Raw genomic sequence first — 16,318 nt, 5'->3', positions numbered from 1 at the left:
CTAAAATCGGCTTGATCCATGTCCACTTTTTTGGGGGAAGATCAATTCTGGATTGCTTCGCTTCGCTCGCAATGACGCTTTGAGAGAGTGTGCGCCACATTCGACCCTTGAGTCTCCGATGCGCAGCGCAGAGGCCTTTGCAGCGCGTAGGGCACGCGCGGGGGATGATGAAGGCGCCGACTCACCTTGGCCTCGTCGTCGCGCCTGAGTTGCGGTGCTGGCATCTGCCGGCCTGAAGTTGTGGATTGTCCTCCCGCCGGGGGTATCGCAGTAAGCTCAATCGTGTCCTCCAGGCCACGATTGTGCCGTCCGCGCAACACCGGTCACGGATTTAACCATCATCTCTGTCCGTTCGCATCAACGCCGCTTTTTGGCCACACCCGAACATGAATAAAATCACTCGAATGTTTTAGCGGCAGCGGTGGTCCTGGAAGGCGACGGAAATCCCCAAGGTCGATTCAAAAGGTCGATTCAAATCTTGGCACTGATTTTTCGGGTCTGAAAGGGTTCGCCGGGGAAACTGGTTTGCGATGGACGCGAAGAGCAACATCAAGCAGAGGCTGCCGAGCCGTCACGTGACGGAAGGCCCTGCGCGCGCGCCCCATCGGTCCTACCTCTACGCCATGGGTCTGACCACCGACCAGATCCACCAGCCCTTCGTCGGCGTCGCCTCGTGCTGGAACGAGGCCGCGCCCTGCAACATCTCCCTGATGCGCCAGGCGCAGGCGGTGAAGAAGGGCGTCGCAGCCGCCGGCGGCACGCCGCGGGAATTCTGCACCATCACCGTGACCGACGGCATCGCCATGGGCCATGACGGCATGCGCTCCTCGCTGCCGTCGCGCGAATGCATCGCCGATTCCGTCGAGCTGACGATCCGCGGTCACGCCTATGACGCCCTCGTTGGCCTGGCCGGCTGCGACAAGTCGCTGCCGGGCATGATGATGGCGATGGTCCGCCTCAACGTGCCCTCGATCTTCATCTATGGCGGCTCGATCCTGCCCGGCAATTTCCGGGGCCAGCAGGTGACCGTGCAAGACATGTTCGAAGCCGTCGGCAAGCACTCGGTCGGCGCAATGTCCGACGAGGACCTCGACGAGATCGAGCGCGTGGCGTGCCCCTCGGCGGGTGCCTGCGGCGCGCAGTTCACCGCCAACACGATGGCGACCGTCTCCGAGGCGATCGGGCTGGCGCTGCCGTACTCGGCTGGTGCTCCGGCACCCTATGAAATTCGCGACGCCTTCTGCATGACGGCGGGCGAGCAGGTCATGGAGCTGATCGCGCAAAACATCCGGCCGCGCGACATCGTTACCCTCAAGGCGCTGGAGAATGCCGCCGCCGTGGTCGCCGCGTCCGGCGGCTCGACCAATGCTGCACTGCACCTGCCGGCAATCGCGCACGAGTGCGGCATCAAGTTCGACCTGTTCGACGTCGCCGAAATCTTCAAAAAGACACCGTACGTCGCGGATTTGAAGCCAGGCGGCCGTTATGTCGCCAAAGACATGTTTGAAGTAGGTGGCATACCGCTTCTGATGAAGACGCTGCTCGACAACGGATTTCTCCACGGTGACTGCATGACCGTCACCGGTCGAACGATCGCCGAAAACCTCAAAAGCGTGAAGTGGAATCCGCACCAGGACGTGGTGCACCCGGCAGACAAACCCATCACCGTCACCGGCGGTGTGGTCGGTCTGAAGGGCAATCTGGCGCCAGAAGGTGCGATCGTGAAAGTCGCGGGAATGTCCAACCTCAGGTTCACCGGTCCGGCCAAGTGCTTCGACCGTGAGGAGGATGCTTTCGAGGCCGTCCAGAACCGCACCTACCGCGAAGGCGAAGTCATCGTGATCCGCTACGAGGGGCCCAAGGGCGGTCCCGGCATGCGGGAAATGCTCCAGACCACTGCGGCGCTGACCGGCCAGGGCATGGGCGGCAAGATCGCGCTCATCACCGACGGCCGCTTCTCCGGCGCCACCCGCGGCTTCTGCATCGGCCATGTCGGGCCGGAAGCCGCCATCGGCGGCCCGATTGGGCTGCTCGAGGACGGCGATATCATCGAGATCGACGCGGTCGCCGGTACCCTTAACGTAAAATTGAGCGACCAGGAGCTTGCCCAGCGCAAGACCAAATGGACCGCTCGCGCGACTAACCACACGACGGGCGCGCTCTGGAAATATGCTCAGCAGGTTGGACCAGCGGTCGGTGGGGCAGTGACCCATCCGGGCGGCGCGCACGAGAAACAGTGCTATGCGGACATCTAGGCGTACCATCGTTGCGTTTGTGTTGGGGGCTACCGCGCTGGCCGCGCCGGCGCTCGCCTTTGACGGCGCACCCGTCAGCCAGAAGGATGCGACCATCCCGGTGGTCACGACCTTGCCGGGCGCAGCTGGCAAGGTGCGCAATGTACCGCCAGTCGTGCCCCAGGAAACCTCGCTCAGCGCCCTGCAATATGCCGCGGAGGGTGGCCACCCCATCGCGCAGTGGAAGCTCGGCCGCATGTATGCCAATGGCGACGGCGTCGCCCAGGACGATGTGCGTGCGTTCGAGTATTTCACCCGGATCGCCAACGCGCATGCCGAGGACAGCCCGTCCGCGCCCCAGGCGCAGATCGTCGCCAACGCCTTTGTGGCGCTCGGCCGCTATTATCTCAGTGGCATCCCGAATTCGAAGGTCAAGCCGGACCAGGAGCGGGCGCGGGAGATGTTCTCCTATGCCGCGTCCTATTTCGGCAACGCGGATGCGCAATACGATCTCGCCCGCCTGTACCTGAAGACACCAGACGCTTCGCGCGAGGATTTCCGCTACGGCGCGCGCTGGCTTGGGCTCGCCGCGCAGAAGGGCCAGCACGAGGCCCAGGCGCTGCTCGGCCAGATGCTGTTCAACGGCGACCGCCTGCCGCGGCAGGCCGCGCGCGGCCTGATGTGGCTGACGCTGGCGCGCGACAGCGCAGGTAGCGACGAGACCTGGATCAAGGAAAACTACAACCGCGCCTTCGCAAAGGCCTCCGACGACGATCGCGCCATGTGCCTGCAGATGCTGGAGCAATGGGTTCAGGGTCGCCGGGAGTGATGGGTTGAGGCGGCCTCACGCCGCCTCGAGGTCGAGATCCGCCCACACCGGCACATGGTCCGACGGCTTCTCCCAGCTGCGCACATAACTGTCGATGCCGACATTGCCGAGCCGGTCGCTGGCCTGTGGCGACAGCAGCAGATGGTCGATCCGCAGGCCGTGGTTCTTCTGCCAAGCGCCGGCCTGGTAGTCCCAGAAGGTGTAGAGCCCGGGCTCGTCGGTGACGGCCCGAAGCGCATCGGTCAGGCCGAGGCCGAGCAGGGACTGAAAACTCTCCCGCGTCTCGGCCTTGAACAGGGCGTCCCCGGTCCAGGCGGCGGGATTATGGACGTCGCGGGCATGCGGGATGACGTTGAAGTCGCCTGCGAGGATCAGCGGCTCCTCGGTCTTGAGGCGCTCCTTCGAATACTCAATAAGCCGCGACATCCATTTGAGCTTGTAGGGATATTTCTCGGTGCCGACCGGATTGCCGTTGGGCAGATAGAGGCAGGCGATGCGCAGCACGCCGCTCTTGAGCGTCACCACGCCTTCGAGGAAGCGGGCATGCGCATCCTCGTCGTCGCCGGCCAGCCCCGACTTGGTCTCGTCGAACCGGAGCTTCGAGAGCAGGGCGACACCGTTGAACGTCTTCTGCCCATGGGTGACCACGTTGTAGCCGAGCGCCTCGATCTCCAGCCGCGGGAAGGCCTCGTCGACGCATTTGATCTCCTGGAGGCAGACGATGTCCGGCTGGCACTCCTTCAGCCAGGTCAGCAACAGGTCGATCCGCTGCCGGACCGAGTTCACGTTCCAGGTGGCTATTCTGATGGGCATTTCGACGGGCTCCGGGCAGGGGCCATGGTTAGAACAAAATGCAAACGCGCCCGTCAAGGACGCTGCGAAATCTCCCACAAAATTAACCCGGCTTAAGTCGGGCCTGGGCCATTGATCGTCAAAAGGTTTTTCGAATGGGACGGCCGGACAAATCCATGAAGCGAACCGAGCCCCGCGACGGGTTGATCGGCGCGTTCCTGTACTGGCTCGGCGGCTACGAGATCGAGGACGGCCTGACCGCCGGTCTCAGCGAGCGCGAGCTGAGCCGCATCCGCGCCAAGCAGATCGACGCGGTGATACGCCTGATCCCGGTGACGATGGCCGTCACCATGCTCAACGTCGCAGTCGTGCTGGTCCTGTTCTGGGGCCGTGGCTGGAACGACTTTCTCGCGATCTGGGGCATGACCCTCGCGACCGCCGCCTCGCTCGCGGTGCGCGCGTGGCGGCGCTCCCACCGGAGCCCGCCGCAGGAAGCCTCGCCCCGCGCCGCGCGGCAGATGTTGCGGCAGGCGTTTTTCCTCGCCGCAATCTGGGGCACGCTGCCGATCGCGCTGTTCAGCCGCATCGAGCCGACCAGCCAGCTCGTCCTGGCCTGCCTGATGGTCGGCACGATGTCCGGCGGCGCCTTCATGCTCTCGACCTTCCCGCGCGCGGGCCTTGTCTATCTCGCGACGACGACGATTGCCTGCGCCGCGGCGTTGCTGTTGTGCGGCACCGGGCCTTACCTCCTGACCGCGGTGTTTCTGCTGCTGTTCGCGTTCTTCATGGCGCGCAACATCGTCTCGCAAGGCAATCTGTTCCTCGGCAATCTCAAGGCCCGGCTCGAGCTCGAGCGCCAGACCGAGATCATTTCGCTATTGCTGAAGGATTTTCAGGAGAACGCCAGCGACTGGCTATGGCAGACCGACGCCGAAGGGCATCTGGTCGACGTGCCCGAGCGCTTCGCCGCCGTCGCACAGCTGCCACTGCCGTTGCTGAAGGGCTCGTATTTCGCCGACGTGCTCGACATGCTGTGCCCCGAAGACAAGAGCGCGGCCTACAACGTCGTCGGCCTGATGGAGCACGCCGAACCGCTGCACGAAATGAACCTCAAGGTCGTCGCCGGCGGCGAGGCGCGGCTGTGGTCGCTCACTGCGAAGCCGGCCTACGACCGCGACGGTCAATTCCTCGGCTATCGCGGCTTCGGCCGCGACGTGACCGAGCGCTGGCGCGCCGAAAAGGCCGAGGCCGAGAGCCGTGCCAAATCGGATTTCCTCGCGGTGATGAGCCACGAGATCCGCACGCCGATGAACGGCGTGCTCGGGCTTGCCAGCGTGCTGCTGGAGACAAAACTCGATCCGGAGCAGCGCGAGGCTGTCACCACGATCCGCGAGTCCGGCGACAATCTCCAGCGCATCCTCAACGACATCCTGGACCTGTCCAAGCTCGAGGCCGGACGCTTCGCGTTCGAGGTGATCGACTTCGCGCCGCAGGCGATGGTCGAAGCCGTGGCGACCATCGTGCGCGCGAGCGCCAAGAGCAAGGGGCTCGCCGTCAAGGTCGAGCTCGATCCCAACCTGCCGCCAACGCTGCGCGGCGATGTCGCGCGTATCCGCCAGGTCCTGCTCAATCTCGCATCCAACGCGGTGAAGTTCACTGATGGAGGCGAAGTCACGATCGCAGCTGTCTGTCAGGCCCGCCGCGATCTGCTCGCCACCGTCGAATGGAGCGTGACCGACAGCGGTATCGGCATCGCCCCCGAGAAGCTCGGCGAGCTCTTCTCCGACTTCGCCCAGGCCGACGCCTCGATCAGCCGCCGCTTCGGCGGCACCGGGCTGGGCCTAGCGATCTCGCGGCGCATTATCGAGCAGATGGGCGGCACCATCGGCGTCACCTCGACGCCGGGCGAAGGCTCGACCTTCCGCTTCACGCTGGTACTGCCGTGGAGTCAGGTGCAAACGTCCGATCACGACGCTGGCCGCGAGGAAGCCGACGATCTCAAGGCGCGCATCGCGGGCCTCGACCGACCGCTGAAGGTGCTGGTCGCCGAGGACGACGCCGTCAACCGCATGGTCGTGAGCAAGATGCTCGGTGCCTTCGACGTCGAGTTGCGCGTCGTGACAGACGGTGTCGAGGCCGTCGCGGCCGTGTCCGAAGGCGATTACGATATCGTGCTGATGGACGTGCGCATGCCCGAGATGGACGGGCTTGCCGCGACCCGTGCGATCCGCGCCGAGGGCGGATGCTTCGCGGCCTTGCCGATCATCGCGCTGACCGCCAATGCCTTCCCCGAGGACGTCAAGATCTGCCGCGAGGCGGGGATGTCCGACTTCCTCGCCAAACCGCTGCGCAAGCCTGCGCTGGTGGCGGCTCTGCTGCGCGCGCTCGATGGACATGTGATGGCGGAAGACGCACCACTTCAGGCGGAGCTCACGTCTGTCGACGTGGAGTGGACGGACGAGGAAAGGCAGATGACTGGCGCCTAAAGCCTGTCAGATCGAGAAGCTGGTCCCGCAGCCGCAGGACGCCGTGGCGTTGGGATTGTTGACCCGGAACGAGGCGCCGATCAGATCGTCGACGAAATCGACTTGCGACCCCGCCAGGAACGGCTGCGAGGCGGAATCGACCAGCACCACAGCATTGTCCTGCTCGATCACGAGATCGTCGTCGGTGCGGGCACGGTCAATGTCGAACTTGTACTGGAAGCCGGAGCAGCCGCCGCCCTCGACCGAGATCCGCAGCATCGCGCCAGACCCTTCGCCCTTGAGGATCTCCCCAATCCGGCGTGCGGCCTTGTCACTGATGGTCACGTCAGTCGTCATCGTTCGTCTCCGATAGCCCCGCGGTCACACCAAGGTCGCCCGAAGGTCGGTTGCCCAATTCAGTTGGTATCCCGCGTCCGGCATAGTTAAGTGCCACCATACGCAGAATCAAATGGATAGGGACTAAATTCGCCGTGTCCGTCGGAATGGCTGCCCCCCACGCGCCCTATGCCTGCGATCCCGATCGCAGCCGCGGCCGGCTGGTCGCGGAACCGCCGAGCCGGACCCGCAGCCCGTTCCGGCGGGATTGCGACCGGGTGATCCATTCCACCGCGTTCCGCCGACTGAAGTACAAGACCCAGGTGTTCGTGTTCCACGAGGGCGACCATTACCGGACCCGGCTGACCCATTCGCTGGAGGTGGCGCAGATTGCCCGGGCGCTGGCGCGGCAGCTCGGGCTGGACGAGGACCTAACGGAAACCTTGGCGCTCGCCCACGACCTCGGCCATCCGCCGTTCGGGCACGCCGGCGAGCGGGCACTGGACGCCTGCCTGACGGATTTCGGCGGCTTCGACCACAACGCCCAGACGCTCCGCGTCGTCGCGGCGCTGGAACACCGCTACCCCGAATTCGACGGGCTCAACCTGACCTGGGAAGCGCTGGAAGGCATCGTCAAGCACAATGGCCCGCTGACCGATCGCAGCGGTGCGCCGGTCGGGCGTTATCGCGAGCACGGCATTCCTGTCGGCATCGCCGACTACATCAAGACCTACGATCTCGAATTGTGGAGTTTCGCCTCGCTGGAGGCACAGGTCGCCGCGATCGCTGACGACATCGCCTATGATGCCCACGATATCGACGACGGCCTGCGCGCCGGCCTGTTTCACCTCGACGACCTCAAGGTCATGCCGCTGACCGCGGAGATCATCGCCGAGACGTCTGCGCATTACCCCGATCTCGAAGACGTCAGGCGCGGCGCCGAGCTGGTGCGCGAGCTGATCTCGCACCTGATCGGTGCCGTGTTCGCCGAGGCGCAGACAAACCTTGCCGCCGTGAAACCGCAATCCGCCCAGGACGTGCGCCAGCAGAGCCGGGCACTGATCGCGTTCCCCGCCGCGGTCGCCGAGGAGGAGGCCGCCATCAAGCGCTTTCTCTATCAGCACATGTACCGCCACAAGCGGGTCATGCGGGTGATGAGCGAGGCGGAACAGATCCTGTTCGACCTGTTCGCGAAATACCTCACATCGCCCGGCGAACTGCCGCCGGAATGGCTGGTCGGGGCGGAGGCGGACAATGAGGGCGACCGGGCTCGACGGATCGGGAATTTCATTGCCGGAATGACCGACCGTTTCGCCCTGACCGAGCACCAGCGGCTCTTTGACTCGACCCCGGATTTGCGTTAGGCGGCGCCCATGCCCGACACATCCTCAGCACTGCACCTGTTCGCCGACGTGCTCGCACGCGTGCACGCGGTCTGCCGCGCGCTTGCGGCGGACGCCAACTGGCCCGAGGGCATCGATTTCTCGCGCGTGGTGGTCGAGCCGCCGCGCGATACCTCCCATGGCGACATGGCGACCAACGCGGCCATGGTGCTTGCGAAAGAGGCAAAGGCAAAGCCGCGCGACCTCGCCGAGCAGATCGCCGAACGGCTGCGCGCGGATGCGCTGATCGCCAAGGTCGACGTCGCCGGTCCCGGCTTCATCAATTTGACGCTGAAGCCGGCCGCATGGGCCGAGGCGCTACGGACCGTGCTGCGCGAGGGCGCCGATTACGGCCGCGTCCGCGGCGGCTCCAAGGTCAACGTCGAATATGTCTCCGCCAACCCGACCGGGCCGATGCATGTCGGCCATTGCCGCGGCGCCGTGTTCGGCGACGCGCTGGCGAGCCTGCTCGAGTTCGCAGGCCGTGACGTCACGCGCGAATATTACATCAACGACGCCGGTGCGCAGGTCGACGTGCTCGCCCGTTCCGCCTTCCTCAGATATCGCGAGGCGCTCGGCGAGGACATCGGCGCGATTCCGGAAGGCCTTTATCCCGGCGACTATGTGAAGCCGGTCGGGCAGGCGCTGGCCAACGAACACGGCGACAAGCTCCTCGCCATGAGCGAGGGCGCGTGGCTGCCGACGGTACGCGCCAAGGCCATCGCGATGATGATGGACGAGATCAAGGGAGATCTCGGCGCGCTCAACATCCGCCACGACGTGTTCTTCTCGGAGCGCTCGCTGCAGGACGCCGGCAACAACAAGGTCGCCGAGACCATCGACTTCCTCAAGGCCAAGGGCGACGTCTACCAGGGCCGTCTGCCGCCGCCAAAAGGGGCCCCGGCCGAGGATTGGGAAGATCGCGAGCAGTTGCTGTTCAAGGCGACTGCTTATGGCGACGACGTCGATCGCCCGCTGATCAAGTCGGACAATTCCTATACCTACTTCGCCGCCGATATCGCCTACCACAAGAACAAGTTCGACCGTGGTTTTGCGGAAATGATCGACGTCTGGGGCGCCGACCATGGTGGCTACATCAAGCGCATGCAGGCGGCGGTGAAGGCGACGACCTCCGGCAAGGGGGCGCTCGACGTCAAGATCGTCCAGCTCGTGAAGTTGCTGCGCAACGGCGAGCCGGTGAAAATGTCCAAGCGGAGCGGGGACTTCGTCACCTTGCGTGAGGTGGTAGATGAAGTCGGCCAGGACGCCGTCCGCTTCATGATGCTCTACCGCAAGAACGACGCGGTGCTCGACTTCGACCTTGCCAAGGTTATGGAACAGTCGCGCGACAACCCCGTGTTCTATGTCCAGTACGGCCACGCCCGCGGCCATTCGATCTTCCGCAACGCCCGGGCCGAGGTGTTCCCGGAACTCCCCGCGGAAACCGAAAAGCGCATCGCCTGGCTCGGTGAGTCGGCGGTGGAACGGCTGTCAGACCCGGCTGAGCTCGACCTTCTTAAGCGGCTCGCAATTTTTCCGCGCATGCTGGAAGCGGCGGCAAGCGCCCACGAGCCGCACCGAATTGCTTTCTATCTCTATGACTTAGCGAGTGAATTTCACGCACTTTGGACGAAGGGGCGCGATTTGCCCTATTTACGCTTCATTATCAATAATGATGCAGATCTAACGAAGGCGCGGCTGGCCATGGTCCAGGGCGTCGTCTCTGTCCTGGCATCGGGCCTCGCCATCCTCGGCGTCCATGCTCCGGACGAGATGCGGTAGTTTGGGGCGAACTACTTAAGGGATTTCGGGGGTAACCGGCAGAAGCCGGATCGCTTAGACTTGGTTGAAAGCCTTGTGGGTCGAAAGCCGCGCCTTGGTCGAGGGGCGCGCGGCTTTCCCGAAGGGACGCATCATCACGATGGCCGAACGATATCAGGACAGACCGTTTCCTTCCGATGACTATGGTCGCGGTGGCGATCAGCATGGGAGCGGCGATCCCTTGGCCGAACTCGCCCGCCTGATCGGGCAGACCGATCCGTTTGCGGCGCAAGTGCGGCCGGGTGCGCACCCGCCAGCAGCGCCCGCGCCTGTCCAGAGCTATCAGGACGACGACTATCGCCAGGACGATGACCAGCAGGACTATGCCGAGCAGGCTCCTCCGCCGCCGCCCGGACCGCCCTCATGGATGCGGCGCGCCAATGTGCAGCCGCAGACGGCGCCAGCTGAGCCTGCCTATCCCGCTTCCGTAAACCCGGTTCATCCACTGCATCGTTATTCAGCCCAGCCGACTGCGCCCGAGCCCGAACCTGATTTTCGTCAGCCGCAGGCCTATCCGGATCAGGGCTATCAAGCTCCTGCTTATCAAGCTCCTGCCTATCAGGATCAGGCCTACCAGCAGCACGATCAGGCTTATCAGGAACAAGCCTATCAGCAGCAGCCCGATCCGGCGCGCTACGACGATGCGCTCTACGGACGGCTGGAGGCGGGCGAACAAGACTACCAGCGCGATGCCGCCTATCCCGACGATCCTTACGCATTCCAGAGCGACTATCCCGAGGCCGATCTCGACGAGCCCAAGAAGCAGCGCGGCGGCATGATGACGGTCGCGGCGATCCTGGCGCTTGCCGTGGTCGGGACCGGCGCTGCGTTCGCCTACAAGACCTATGTGGGCTCGCCCCGCAGCGGCGAGCCGCCCATCATCAAGGCCGACAACACGCCGACCAAAATCGTGCCGGCGCCGTCGGACTCCTCGGCCAAGGTGCCGGACCGCATGGTCACCGGTGATGGCGCTGAGAAGATCGTGCCGCGCGAGGAGGCGCCTGTCGACGTCAACGCCAAGGCGGGAGGTCCCCGCGTGGTGTTCCCGCCGCTGAACCAGAACGCGAACCCGCCGCCGGTGGCGAGCGTGTCGCCGTCCAGCATTCCGCTATCGAGTGCGGGCCCGAATCCGAGTAACGGCACGCTGCCGAACAATTCGCCGCGCGCGATCAGGACCGTGGCCGTGAAGGGCGATCAGACCGACGCCACCGCGTCGCAAGCCGCCGCCGTCGCGAAGCCGGCAGCTCCACTGAAGCCCGTTGCGGCACCCGCTGCACCACGCACGCCGCCGACCTCGGCCAATGCCAGTGCCAATCAGCCGCTCTCGCTGGCGCCGCAATCGACGCCGGCTGCGGAGCCGCCGCAGCGGATGGCTGCGACCAATCCGACGCAAATTGCGCCCGCGAGCAGCGGTGGCGGTGGCTACGTCGTGCAGGTCTCCTCGCAGCAGACCGAGGATAGCGCCCACGCCTCCTACCGGGTGCTTCAGAGCAAGTACGGCAGCGTGCTGGGCTCCCGCGCTCCGGTGGTCAAGCGGGTCGACCTGACCGACAAGGGCAAGGGAATCGTCTACCGCGCCTTCGCTGGACCCTACGGATCGCTCGAAGAGGCGAACCAGGCCTGCAACAGTTTGAAATCCGCGGGCCTGTCTGCCTGCTTCGTCCAGAGGAATTAACGGCCGTTTCCTTGACCGTCTCGCGGGTCAGGGTTAATCGGCCGTATGAGCACGCGGGCCTTCATTACCGGCGTTTCCGGAACGGAACTAACTGCCGCCGAGCGGGAGTTTATCCGCAGCGAACGCCCATGGGGCTTCATCCTCTTCAAGCGCAACGTCGAGACGCCAGCTCAAGTTGCTGCACTCGTTGCGGAATTGCGGGCGGTCGCGGGTTTCGCTGATGCCCCTGTCCTGATCGACCAGGAGGGTGGACGGGTGCAGCGCCTGGGGCCGCCGCTTTGGCCGGTCTATCCACCGGGCGCTATTTTCGCGGGTCTCTACGATACTGATTCGGCGCTCGGGCTGACCGCGGCGCGCCTCAGTGCCCGGCTGATCGCGGCCGATCTCGCGGATCTCGGCATTACCGTGGATTGCTTGCCGCTGGCCGACGTGCCGGTGGCTGGCGCCAACGCCGTCATCGGGAACAGGGCCTACGGCACCGAACCGGGAAAAGTCGCCGCGATCGCCCGCGCGGTCACCGAGGGCCTGGAAGAGGGGGGCGTGTTGCCGGTGCTCAAGCACATCCCCGGCCATGGCCGAGCTACGGCCGATACCCATTTCAATCTGCCGACCGTCGACACGTCGCGAGACGAACTGGAGCGCACCGACTTCGCGGCATTCAAGCCTTTAGCGGATTTGCCGATGGCCATGACTGCACATGTTGTGTTTAGCGCGGTCGACCCCGCCCATCCGGCGACGACATCTGCGACAATGATCGCTGAGGTGATTCGCGGCACAATCGGGTTCCAGGGTTTGTTAATGAGTGATGACGTGTCGATGAACGCGCTGTCGGGCAATATCGCCGAGCGGACCCGCGCGATTTTTGCGGCCGGTTGCGACATGGCCCTGCATTGCAACGGCAAGATCGAGGAGATGCGTGAGGTCGCCGGCCAGACACCCGAACTGGCGGGCAGGGCGCTGGAGCGGGCGAACGCCGCGCTCGCCGCGCGTCGAGGACCGCAACCGTTCGATCGCGCGGCCGCACGCGCCGAACTGGACGCATTGATCGCACGGGCAAACACGGCATCGGCATGACCGCAGAAATCCTATCGTTTGAAACCGGGCGGCCCGCAGAGCTCGCCGAGGGTGAGCCGGCGTTGGTGGTGGACGTCGAGGGCTATGAGGGTCCGCTCGACCTGTTGCTCGCACTGGCGCGGCAGCAGAAGGTCGATCTCGCCAAGATCTCGATCCTGGCGCTCGCCGACCAGTATCTCCACTTCATCGAAGCCGCGCGAAAGATCCGCCTCGAGCTTGCCGCCGACTACCTCGTGATGGCGGCCTGGCTCGCCTTTCTGAAATCGCGCCTGCTGCTGCCGGAGCCGCCGAGTGCGGAAGGCCCGAGCGCCGAGCAGATGGCGACGGCGCTAGCCAACCGCCTGCGCCGGCTTGAGGCCATTCGTGAAGCCGCCAACCGGCTGATGAACCGGCAGCAATTGCTGCGCGACATCTTCCCGCGCGGCGAGCCCGAGCAGATCGCCGAGATCAAGCATCCGAAATACACCGCAACGCTCTATGACCTGCTCACCGCCTATGCCGCGCAGCGCCAGTCGCGCGTGCTGGCGAGCGTGCATCTCGCCAAGCGCACGGTGTGGTCGCTTGCGGAGGCGCGCGCCACGCTGGAGCGGCTGGTCGGCAGCATCAGCGAGCAAGACGATTGGGGCGTTCTCGACGATTTTCTGCTGCAGCACGTCGCCGATCCGACGCAGCGCGCGACGGTGCTCGCCTCGAGTTTCGCGGCTGCGCTCGAACTGGTGCGCGAAGGTCAGCTCGAGCTGAATCAGAAAGAGGCGTTTGCGCCCATCTATTTCCGGAAGGGGCGCCCCAAGCCGGTCATGGACGCAGCTCCTGCGCCCGATGCGCCGGTCGCTTAAGTGCAACAAGGAGAATCTGCCATGGCAAGCCTGGCTGAAGTGCGGGTAGAAGAGGCCGAGCCGATGGAGAACGAGTCCCAGGCACGTCCCGAAGAATTGCGGCTGCTGGAAGCGCTGCTGTTCGCTTCGAATGAACCGCTGGACACCGCGACGCTGGCCAAGCGCATGCCCGAGGGCGTGGACGTGAAGGCCGCGCTTGAGCAGTTGCAGGCCGACTATTCCCTGCGCGGCGTGAATCTCGTCCGGGTTGCCAACAAATGGACCTTCCGCACGGCGGGCGATCTCGCCTGGCTGATGACCCGCGAGAGCACCGAAACCCGCCGCCTGTCGCGCGCCGCGATCGAGGTGCTCGCAATCATCGCCTATCACCAGCCGGTGACGCGCGCCGAGATCGAGGAGATCCGCGGCGTCGTCACTTCGAAAGGCACGCTGGACGTGCTGCTGGAAACCGGCTGGATCAAGCCGCGCGGCCGTCGCAAGACGCCGGGCCGTCCCTTGACCTTCGGAACCACCGAGGACTTCCTGTCGCAGTTCACTCTGGAACAGCTCGGCGATCTGCCGGGTTTGGAGGAGCTGAAGGGCACGGGCCTTCTGGATTCGCGTCTGCCGACCGGATTCAGCGTGCCGACGCCGTCGGATGACCCGACTTTGCGTGAGGACGAGGATCCGCTGGAACCAGGCGAGGACCTTGATCTCGCGCTGGCGCCTGCGGTCGAGCCCGAGACGCCGCCGGAAGGCGGCAATGAGGGCGGCGAGGGCGGTAGCGAGGACTGACGTCCCGGCCTTCTACCGGCCACCTGCGACCAGTTAACACTAGCAAAATTACGTAGCGCCAACAGCGAATTGGCGCTGCCTTGGTCCTTGTTTTTGACACCTGCCAAGCCTAGGTTTCGGTGAAGATCGGCCGGGTCCCCGGCCATGCGCGTTTGGAGGGTTGCAGGATGGGTTCACTCAGCATTTGGCACTGGGTCCTGGTGATCGCAGTGGTCCTGCTGCTGTTCGGTCGCGGCAAGATTTCGGATCTGATGGGCGACGTGGCGCAGGGCATCAAGGCGTTCAAGAAGGGCATGCAGGACGACGACAAGGTCGCCGACAAGCCCGAGCCGGCCAAGTCCATCGAGCACAACAATGCCGCGCCGACCGCGGCACGGTCCGACGTCGGCAGCAAGGCCGTCTGAGCCAGAGAGCACGCGAGACGCGGGTAGCGGACCCGATCCTGCGCGCGAGGGATTGGGCTGGCTGCGGCTGGCGTGAACGGAAGACCTCATGTTCGATATCGGGTGGAGTGAACTGGTCCTGATCGGGGTCGTGGCCCTGATCGCCATCGGCCCGAAAGAGCTGCCGGGCGTACTGCGTATGGTCGGGCAGTGGATGGGCAAGGCGCGCAAGATGGCCGCCGAATTCCAGGGCCAATTCCAGGAGGCGATGCGCGAGGCCGAAATGGCCGACCTCAAGAAGAGCTTCGACGAGGTCAAGGAAGCGGCTTCCGGGTTCGCCGGCAACAATCTGATGACCTCGCTTCAGAAAGACGTCAGCGACGCGCTCCGCGTCGATGCGCTGGACAAGCCGGCCGAGACCTCGACCACCGCCGCTGTTGAGCCGCCGGCGACTTCAAGCGAAGCGCTGGCGACTTCAAGCGAATTGCCGGCGACGCCCACCACGCCGGAAGCGCCGACGCCCGAGACCTTCGTAGAGGCCGAGGCACATGCGCCGGTGAACGAGCCGCTCGCCATCACCCGTGAGGTCGAGCAGGCGCAGGTCGCTCAAGGTTCGGTCACGCAAGATTCGGTCATCCAGGACACTGCGCCGGCCGAGGCGATCAAGGACGCCAAAGCGTCATGAGCGCCGCCGATATCGAGGCCAGCAAAGCTCCCCTGATGGACCATTTGATCGAGCTGCGTTCGCGGCTGATCAAGGCGCTCCTTGGCTTCGGCGTTGCCTTCATCTTCTGCTTCTTCTTCGCCAAGCAGATCTACAACGTGCTGGTCTGGCCGTTCGTGTGGGTCGCGGGTCCCGAGAACTCGAAATTCATCTACACTGCGCTGCTGGAATATTTCATTACTCAGCTCAAGCTCGCGCTGTTCGGCGCCGGCTTCATCTCGTTCCCGATCGTTGCGACGCAGATCTACAAGTTCGTCGCTCCGGGCCTCTACAAGCACGAGAAGCAGGCCTTTCTGCCTTATCTGGTCGCGACCCCGTTCTTCTTCGTGCTGGGCGCAGCACTGGTCTATTTCGTCGTGCTGCCGATGCTGGTCCGCTTCTCGCTCGGCATGCAGCAGGCTGGCAGCGACGAGACCGCGCAGATCCAGCTGCTGCCCAAGGTCGGTGAATACCTGTCGCTGATGATGTCGCTGATCTTCGCCTTCGGCATCGCCTTCCAGCTTCCGGTGATCCTGACGCTGCTCGGGCGCATCGGCATCGTCACGTCAAAAATGCTGCGCGAGAAGCGCCGCTATTTCATCGTCGTCGCCTTCGTCATCGCGGCCGTTCTGACCCCGCCCGACGTGCTTAGCCAGTGCTCGCTCGCGATCCCCTTGCTCGCGCTCTACGAGGGCTCGATCATCGCGGTGGGAATTGTGGAGAAGAAGGCGGCAGCTTCAAAGGCCACCACCGGCACTGACGTATCGACGCCGGCTAATCCGGCGGAGTAGGGCGACACCCCTCGCTGGCATTCCCCGCCTTGTGCACAATTGCGCCCTGGGGCGGGGAATCCAGTACCCCGCGGCCTATCGCAGAATCAGTGATGTCTCTGGAATACTGGATCGCCCGCCTTCGCGGGGAATGACAACCAGGATTAAGGGAGGAGCCAATTTGAAGAAATCAAAAAACGGAATTTCGCGGTTTGAAAAAACCCCCAGACCACGGCCAAACAAC

14 protein-coding genes are annotated in these 16,318 nt (G+C 64.6%); 12 read left to right on the top strand and 2 right to left on the bottom strand.

Features of this window, described 5'->3' with window-relative positions; all coding sequences use genetic code 11:
• The first annotated feature begins 530 nt into the window (after positions 1-530).
• Positions 531-2,255, top strand: coding sequence for a dihydroxy-acid dehydratase (gene ilvD, locus AC0L3A_RS38165; RefSeq protein ID WP_473256322.1), 1,725 nt, complete (start codon positions 531-533; stop codon positions 2,253-2,255).
• Positions 2,242-3,063 carry a tetratricopeptide repeat protein gene (locus tag AC0L3A_RS38160; RefSeq protein WP_007590646.1) on the top strand — a complete coding sequence of 274 codons (822 nt, stop codon included), beginning with the start codon at positions 2,242-2,244 and terminating at the stop codon, positions 3,061-3,063. The genes ilvD and AC0L3A_RS38160 overlap by 14 nt, the downstream gene beginning before the upstream one ends.
• A 15-nt stretch (positions 3,064-3,078) precedes the next feature.
• Here the strand turns inward: AC0L3A_RS38160 and xth are convergent, their stop codons facing one another.
• Positions 3,079-3,876, bottom strand: coding sequence for an exodeoxyribonuclease III (gene xth, locus AC0L3A_RS38155; RefSeq protein ID WP_473256321.1), 798 nt, complete (start codon positions 3,874-3,876; stop codon positions 3,079-3,081).
• 134 nt (positions 3,877-4,010) lie between these two features.
• On the opposite strand from xth, the gene AC0L3A_RS38150 reads away from it, so the two are divergent.
• Positions 4,011-6,341: a hybrid sensor histidine kinase/response regulator gene (locus AC0L3A_RS38150; protein WP_473256320.1), complete on the top strand. Its 2,331-nt coding sequence runs from the start codon at positions 4,011-4,013 to the stop codon at positions 6,339-6,341.
• 6 nt (positions 6,342-6,347) lie between these two features.
• On the opposite strand, the gene erpA is transcribed toward AC0L3A_RS38150, so the two are convergent.
• Entirely contained in the window at positions 6,348-6,677 is a 330-nt protein-coding gene (gene erpA / locus AC0L3A_RS38145; RefSeq protein ID WP_007610737.1) for an iron-sulfur cluster insertion protein ErpA, read from the bottom strand.
• Between the two features lie 146 nt (positions 6,678-6,823).
• On the opposite strand from erpA, the gene AC0L3A_RS38140 reads away from it, so the two are divergent.
• From AC0L3A_RS38140 to tatC, 9 genes are all read left to right on the top strand, one after another.
• Positions 6,824-8,020 carry a deoxyguanosinetriphosphate triphosphohydrolase gene (locus tag AC0L3A_RS38140; protein WP_246649028.1) on the top strand — a complete coding sequence of 399 codons (1,197 nt, stop codon included), beginning with the start codon at positions 6,824-6,826 and terminating at the stop codon, positions 8,018-8,020.
• Between the two features lie 9 nt (positions 8,021-8,029).
• Complete coding sequence (argS, locus tag AC0L3A_RS38135; RefSeq protein WP_473256319.1) at positions 8,030-9,820, top strand: arginine--tRNA ligase; 1,791 nt, start codon at positions 8,030-8,032, stop codon at positions 9,818-9,820.
• Between the two features lie 139 nt (positions 9,821-9,959).
• Complete coding sequence (locus AC0L3A_RS38130; protein ID WP_473256323.1) at positions 9,960-11,534, top strand: SPOR domain-containing protein; 1,575 nt, start codon at positions 9,960-9,962, stop codon at positions 11,532-11,534.
• Positions 11,535-11,579: 45 nt separating this feature from the next.
• Positions 11,580-12,608: a beta-N-acetylhexosaminidase gene (gene nagZ / locus AC0L3A_RS38125; protein WP_473256318.1), complete on the top strand. Its 1,029-nt coding sequence runs from the start codon at positions 11,580-11,582 to the stop codon at positions 12,606-12,608.
• The gene (locus AC0L3A_RS38120) at positions 12,605-13,444 is read left to right on the top strand and encodes a segregation and condensation protein A (protein WP_007590654.1); all 840 of its coding nucleotides are present in this window, start codon (positions 12,605-12,607) and stop codon (positions 13,442-13,444) included. The genes nagZ and AC0L3A_RS38120 overlap by 4 nt, the downstream gene beginning before the upstream one ends.
• A 21-nt stretch (positions 13,445-13,465) precedes the next feature.
• Complete coding sequence (gene scpB / locus AC0L3A_RS38115; RefSeq protein WP_007590655.1) at positions 13,466-14,218, top strand: SMC-Scp complex subunit ScpB; 753 nt, start codon at positions 13,466-13,468, stop codon at positions 14,216-14,218.
• A gap of 167 nt (positions 14,219-14,385) precedes the next feature.
• On the top strand, positions 14,386-14,622 hold the full coding sequence (locus AC0L3A_RS38110; protein ID WP_007610722.1) for a twin-arginine translocase TatA/TatE family subunit: 237 nt from the start codon (positions 14,386-14,388) through the stop codon (positions 14,620-14,622).
• Positions 14,623-14,710: 88 nt separating this feature from the next.
• Positions 14,711-15,286 carry a Sec-independent protein translocase protein TatB gene (tatB, locus tag AC0L3A_RS38105; RefSeq protein ID WP_473256317.1) on the top strand — a complete coding sequence of 192 codons (576 nt, stop codon included), beginning with the start codon at positions 14,711-14,713 and terminating at the stop codon, positions 15,284-15,286.
• A complete protein-coding gene (gene tatC / locus AC0L3A_RS38100) occupies positions 15,283-16,095 on the top strand; it encodes a twin-arginine translocase subunit TatC (RefSeq protein WP_007590658.1) in 813 nt (270 codons plus the stop codon). Before tatB ends, tatC begins: the two co-directional genes overlap by 4 nt.
• Positions 16,096-16,318: the final 223 nt, after the last annotated feature.

The sequence above is a fragment of the Bradyrhizobium sp. MI1.3 genome (assembly GCF_055811695.1).
Note: the sequence above shows the minus strand (reverse complement) of the source record. Positions and strands in the feature narration are given on the sequence as shown.

Coding starts and splice junctions, on each gene's coding strand:
- ilvD (WP_473256322.1), top strand. CDS start 531: ATGGACGCGAAGAGCAACATCAAGCAGAGGCTGCCGAGCCGTCACGTG.
- AC0L3A_RS38160 (WP_007590646.1), top strand. CDS start 2,242: ATGCGGACATCTAGGCGTACCATCGTTGCGTTTGTGTTGGGGGCTACC.
- xth (WP_473256321.1), bottom strand. CDS start 3,876: ATGCCCATCAGAATAGCCACCTGGAACGTGAACTCGGTCCGGCAGCGG.
- AC0L3A_RS38150 (WP_473256320.1), top strand. CDS start 4,011: ATGGGACGGCCGGACAAATCCATGAAGCGAACCGAGCCCCGCGACGGG.
- erpA (WP_007610737.1), bottom strand. CDS start 6,677: ATGACGACTGACGTGACCATCAGTGACAAGGCCGCACGCCGGATTGGG.
- AC0L3A_RS38140 (WP_246649028.1), top strand. CDS start 6,824: ATGGCTGCCCCCCACGCGCCCTATGCCTGCGATCCCGATCGCAGCCGC.
- argS (WP_473256319.1), top strand. CDS start 8,030: ATGCCCGACACATCCTCAGCACTGCACCTGTTCGCCGACGTGCTCGCA.
- AC0L3A_RS38130 (WP_473256323.1), top strand. CDS start 9,960: ATGGCCGAACGATATCAGGACAGACCGTTTCCTTCCGATGACTATGGT.
- nagZ (WP_473256318.1), top strand. CDS start 11,580: ATGAGCACGCGGGCCTTCATTACCGGCGTTTCCGGAACGGAACTAACT.
- AC0L3A_RS38120 (WP_007590654.1), top strand. CDS start 12,605: ATGACCGCAGAAATCCTATCGTTTGAAACCGGGCGGCCCGCAGAGCTC.
- scpB (WP_007590655.1), top strand. CDS start 13,466: ATGGCAAGCCTGGCTGAAGTGCGGGTAGAAGAGGCCGAGCCGATGGAG.
- AC0L3A_RS38110 (WP_007610722.1), top strand. CDS start 14,386: ATGGGTTCACTCAGCATTTGGCACTGGGTCCTGGTGATCGCAGTGGTC.
- tatB (WP_473256317.1), top strand. CDS start 14,711: ATGTTCGATATCGGGTGGAGTGAACTGGTCCTGATCGGGGTCGTGGCC.
- tatC (WP_007590658.1), top strand. CDS start 15,283: ATGAGCGCCGCCGATATCGAGGCCAGCAAAGCTCCCCTGATGGACCAT.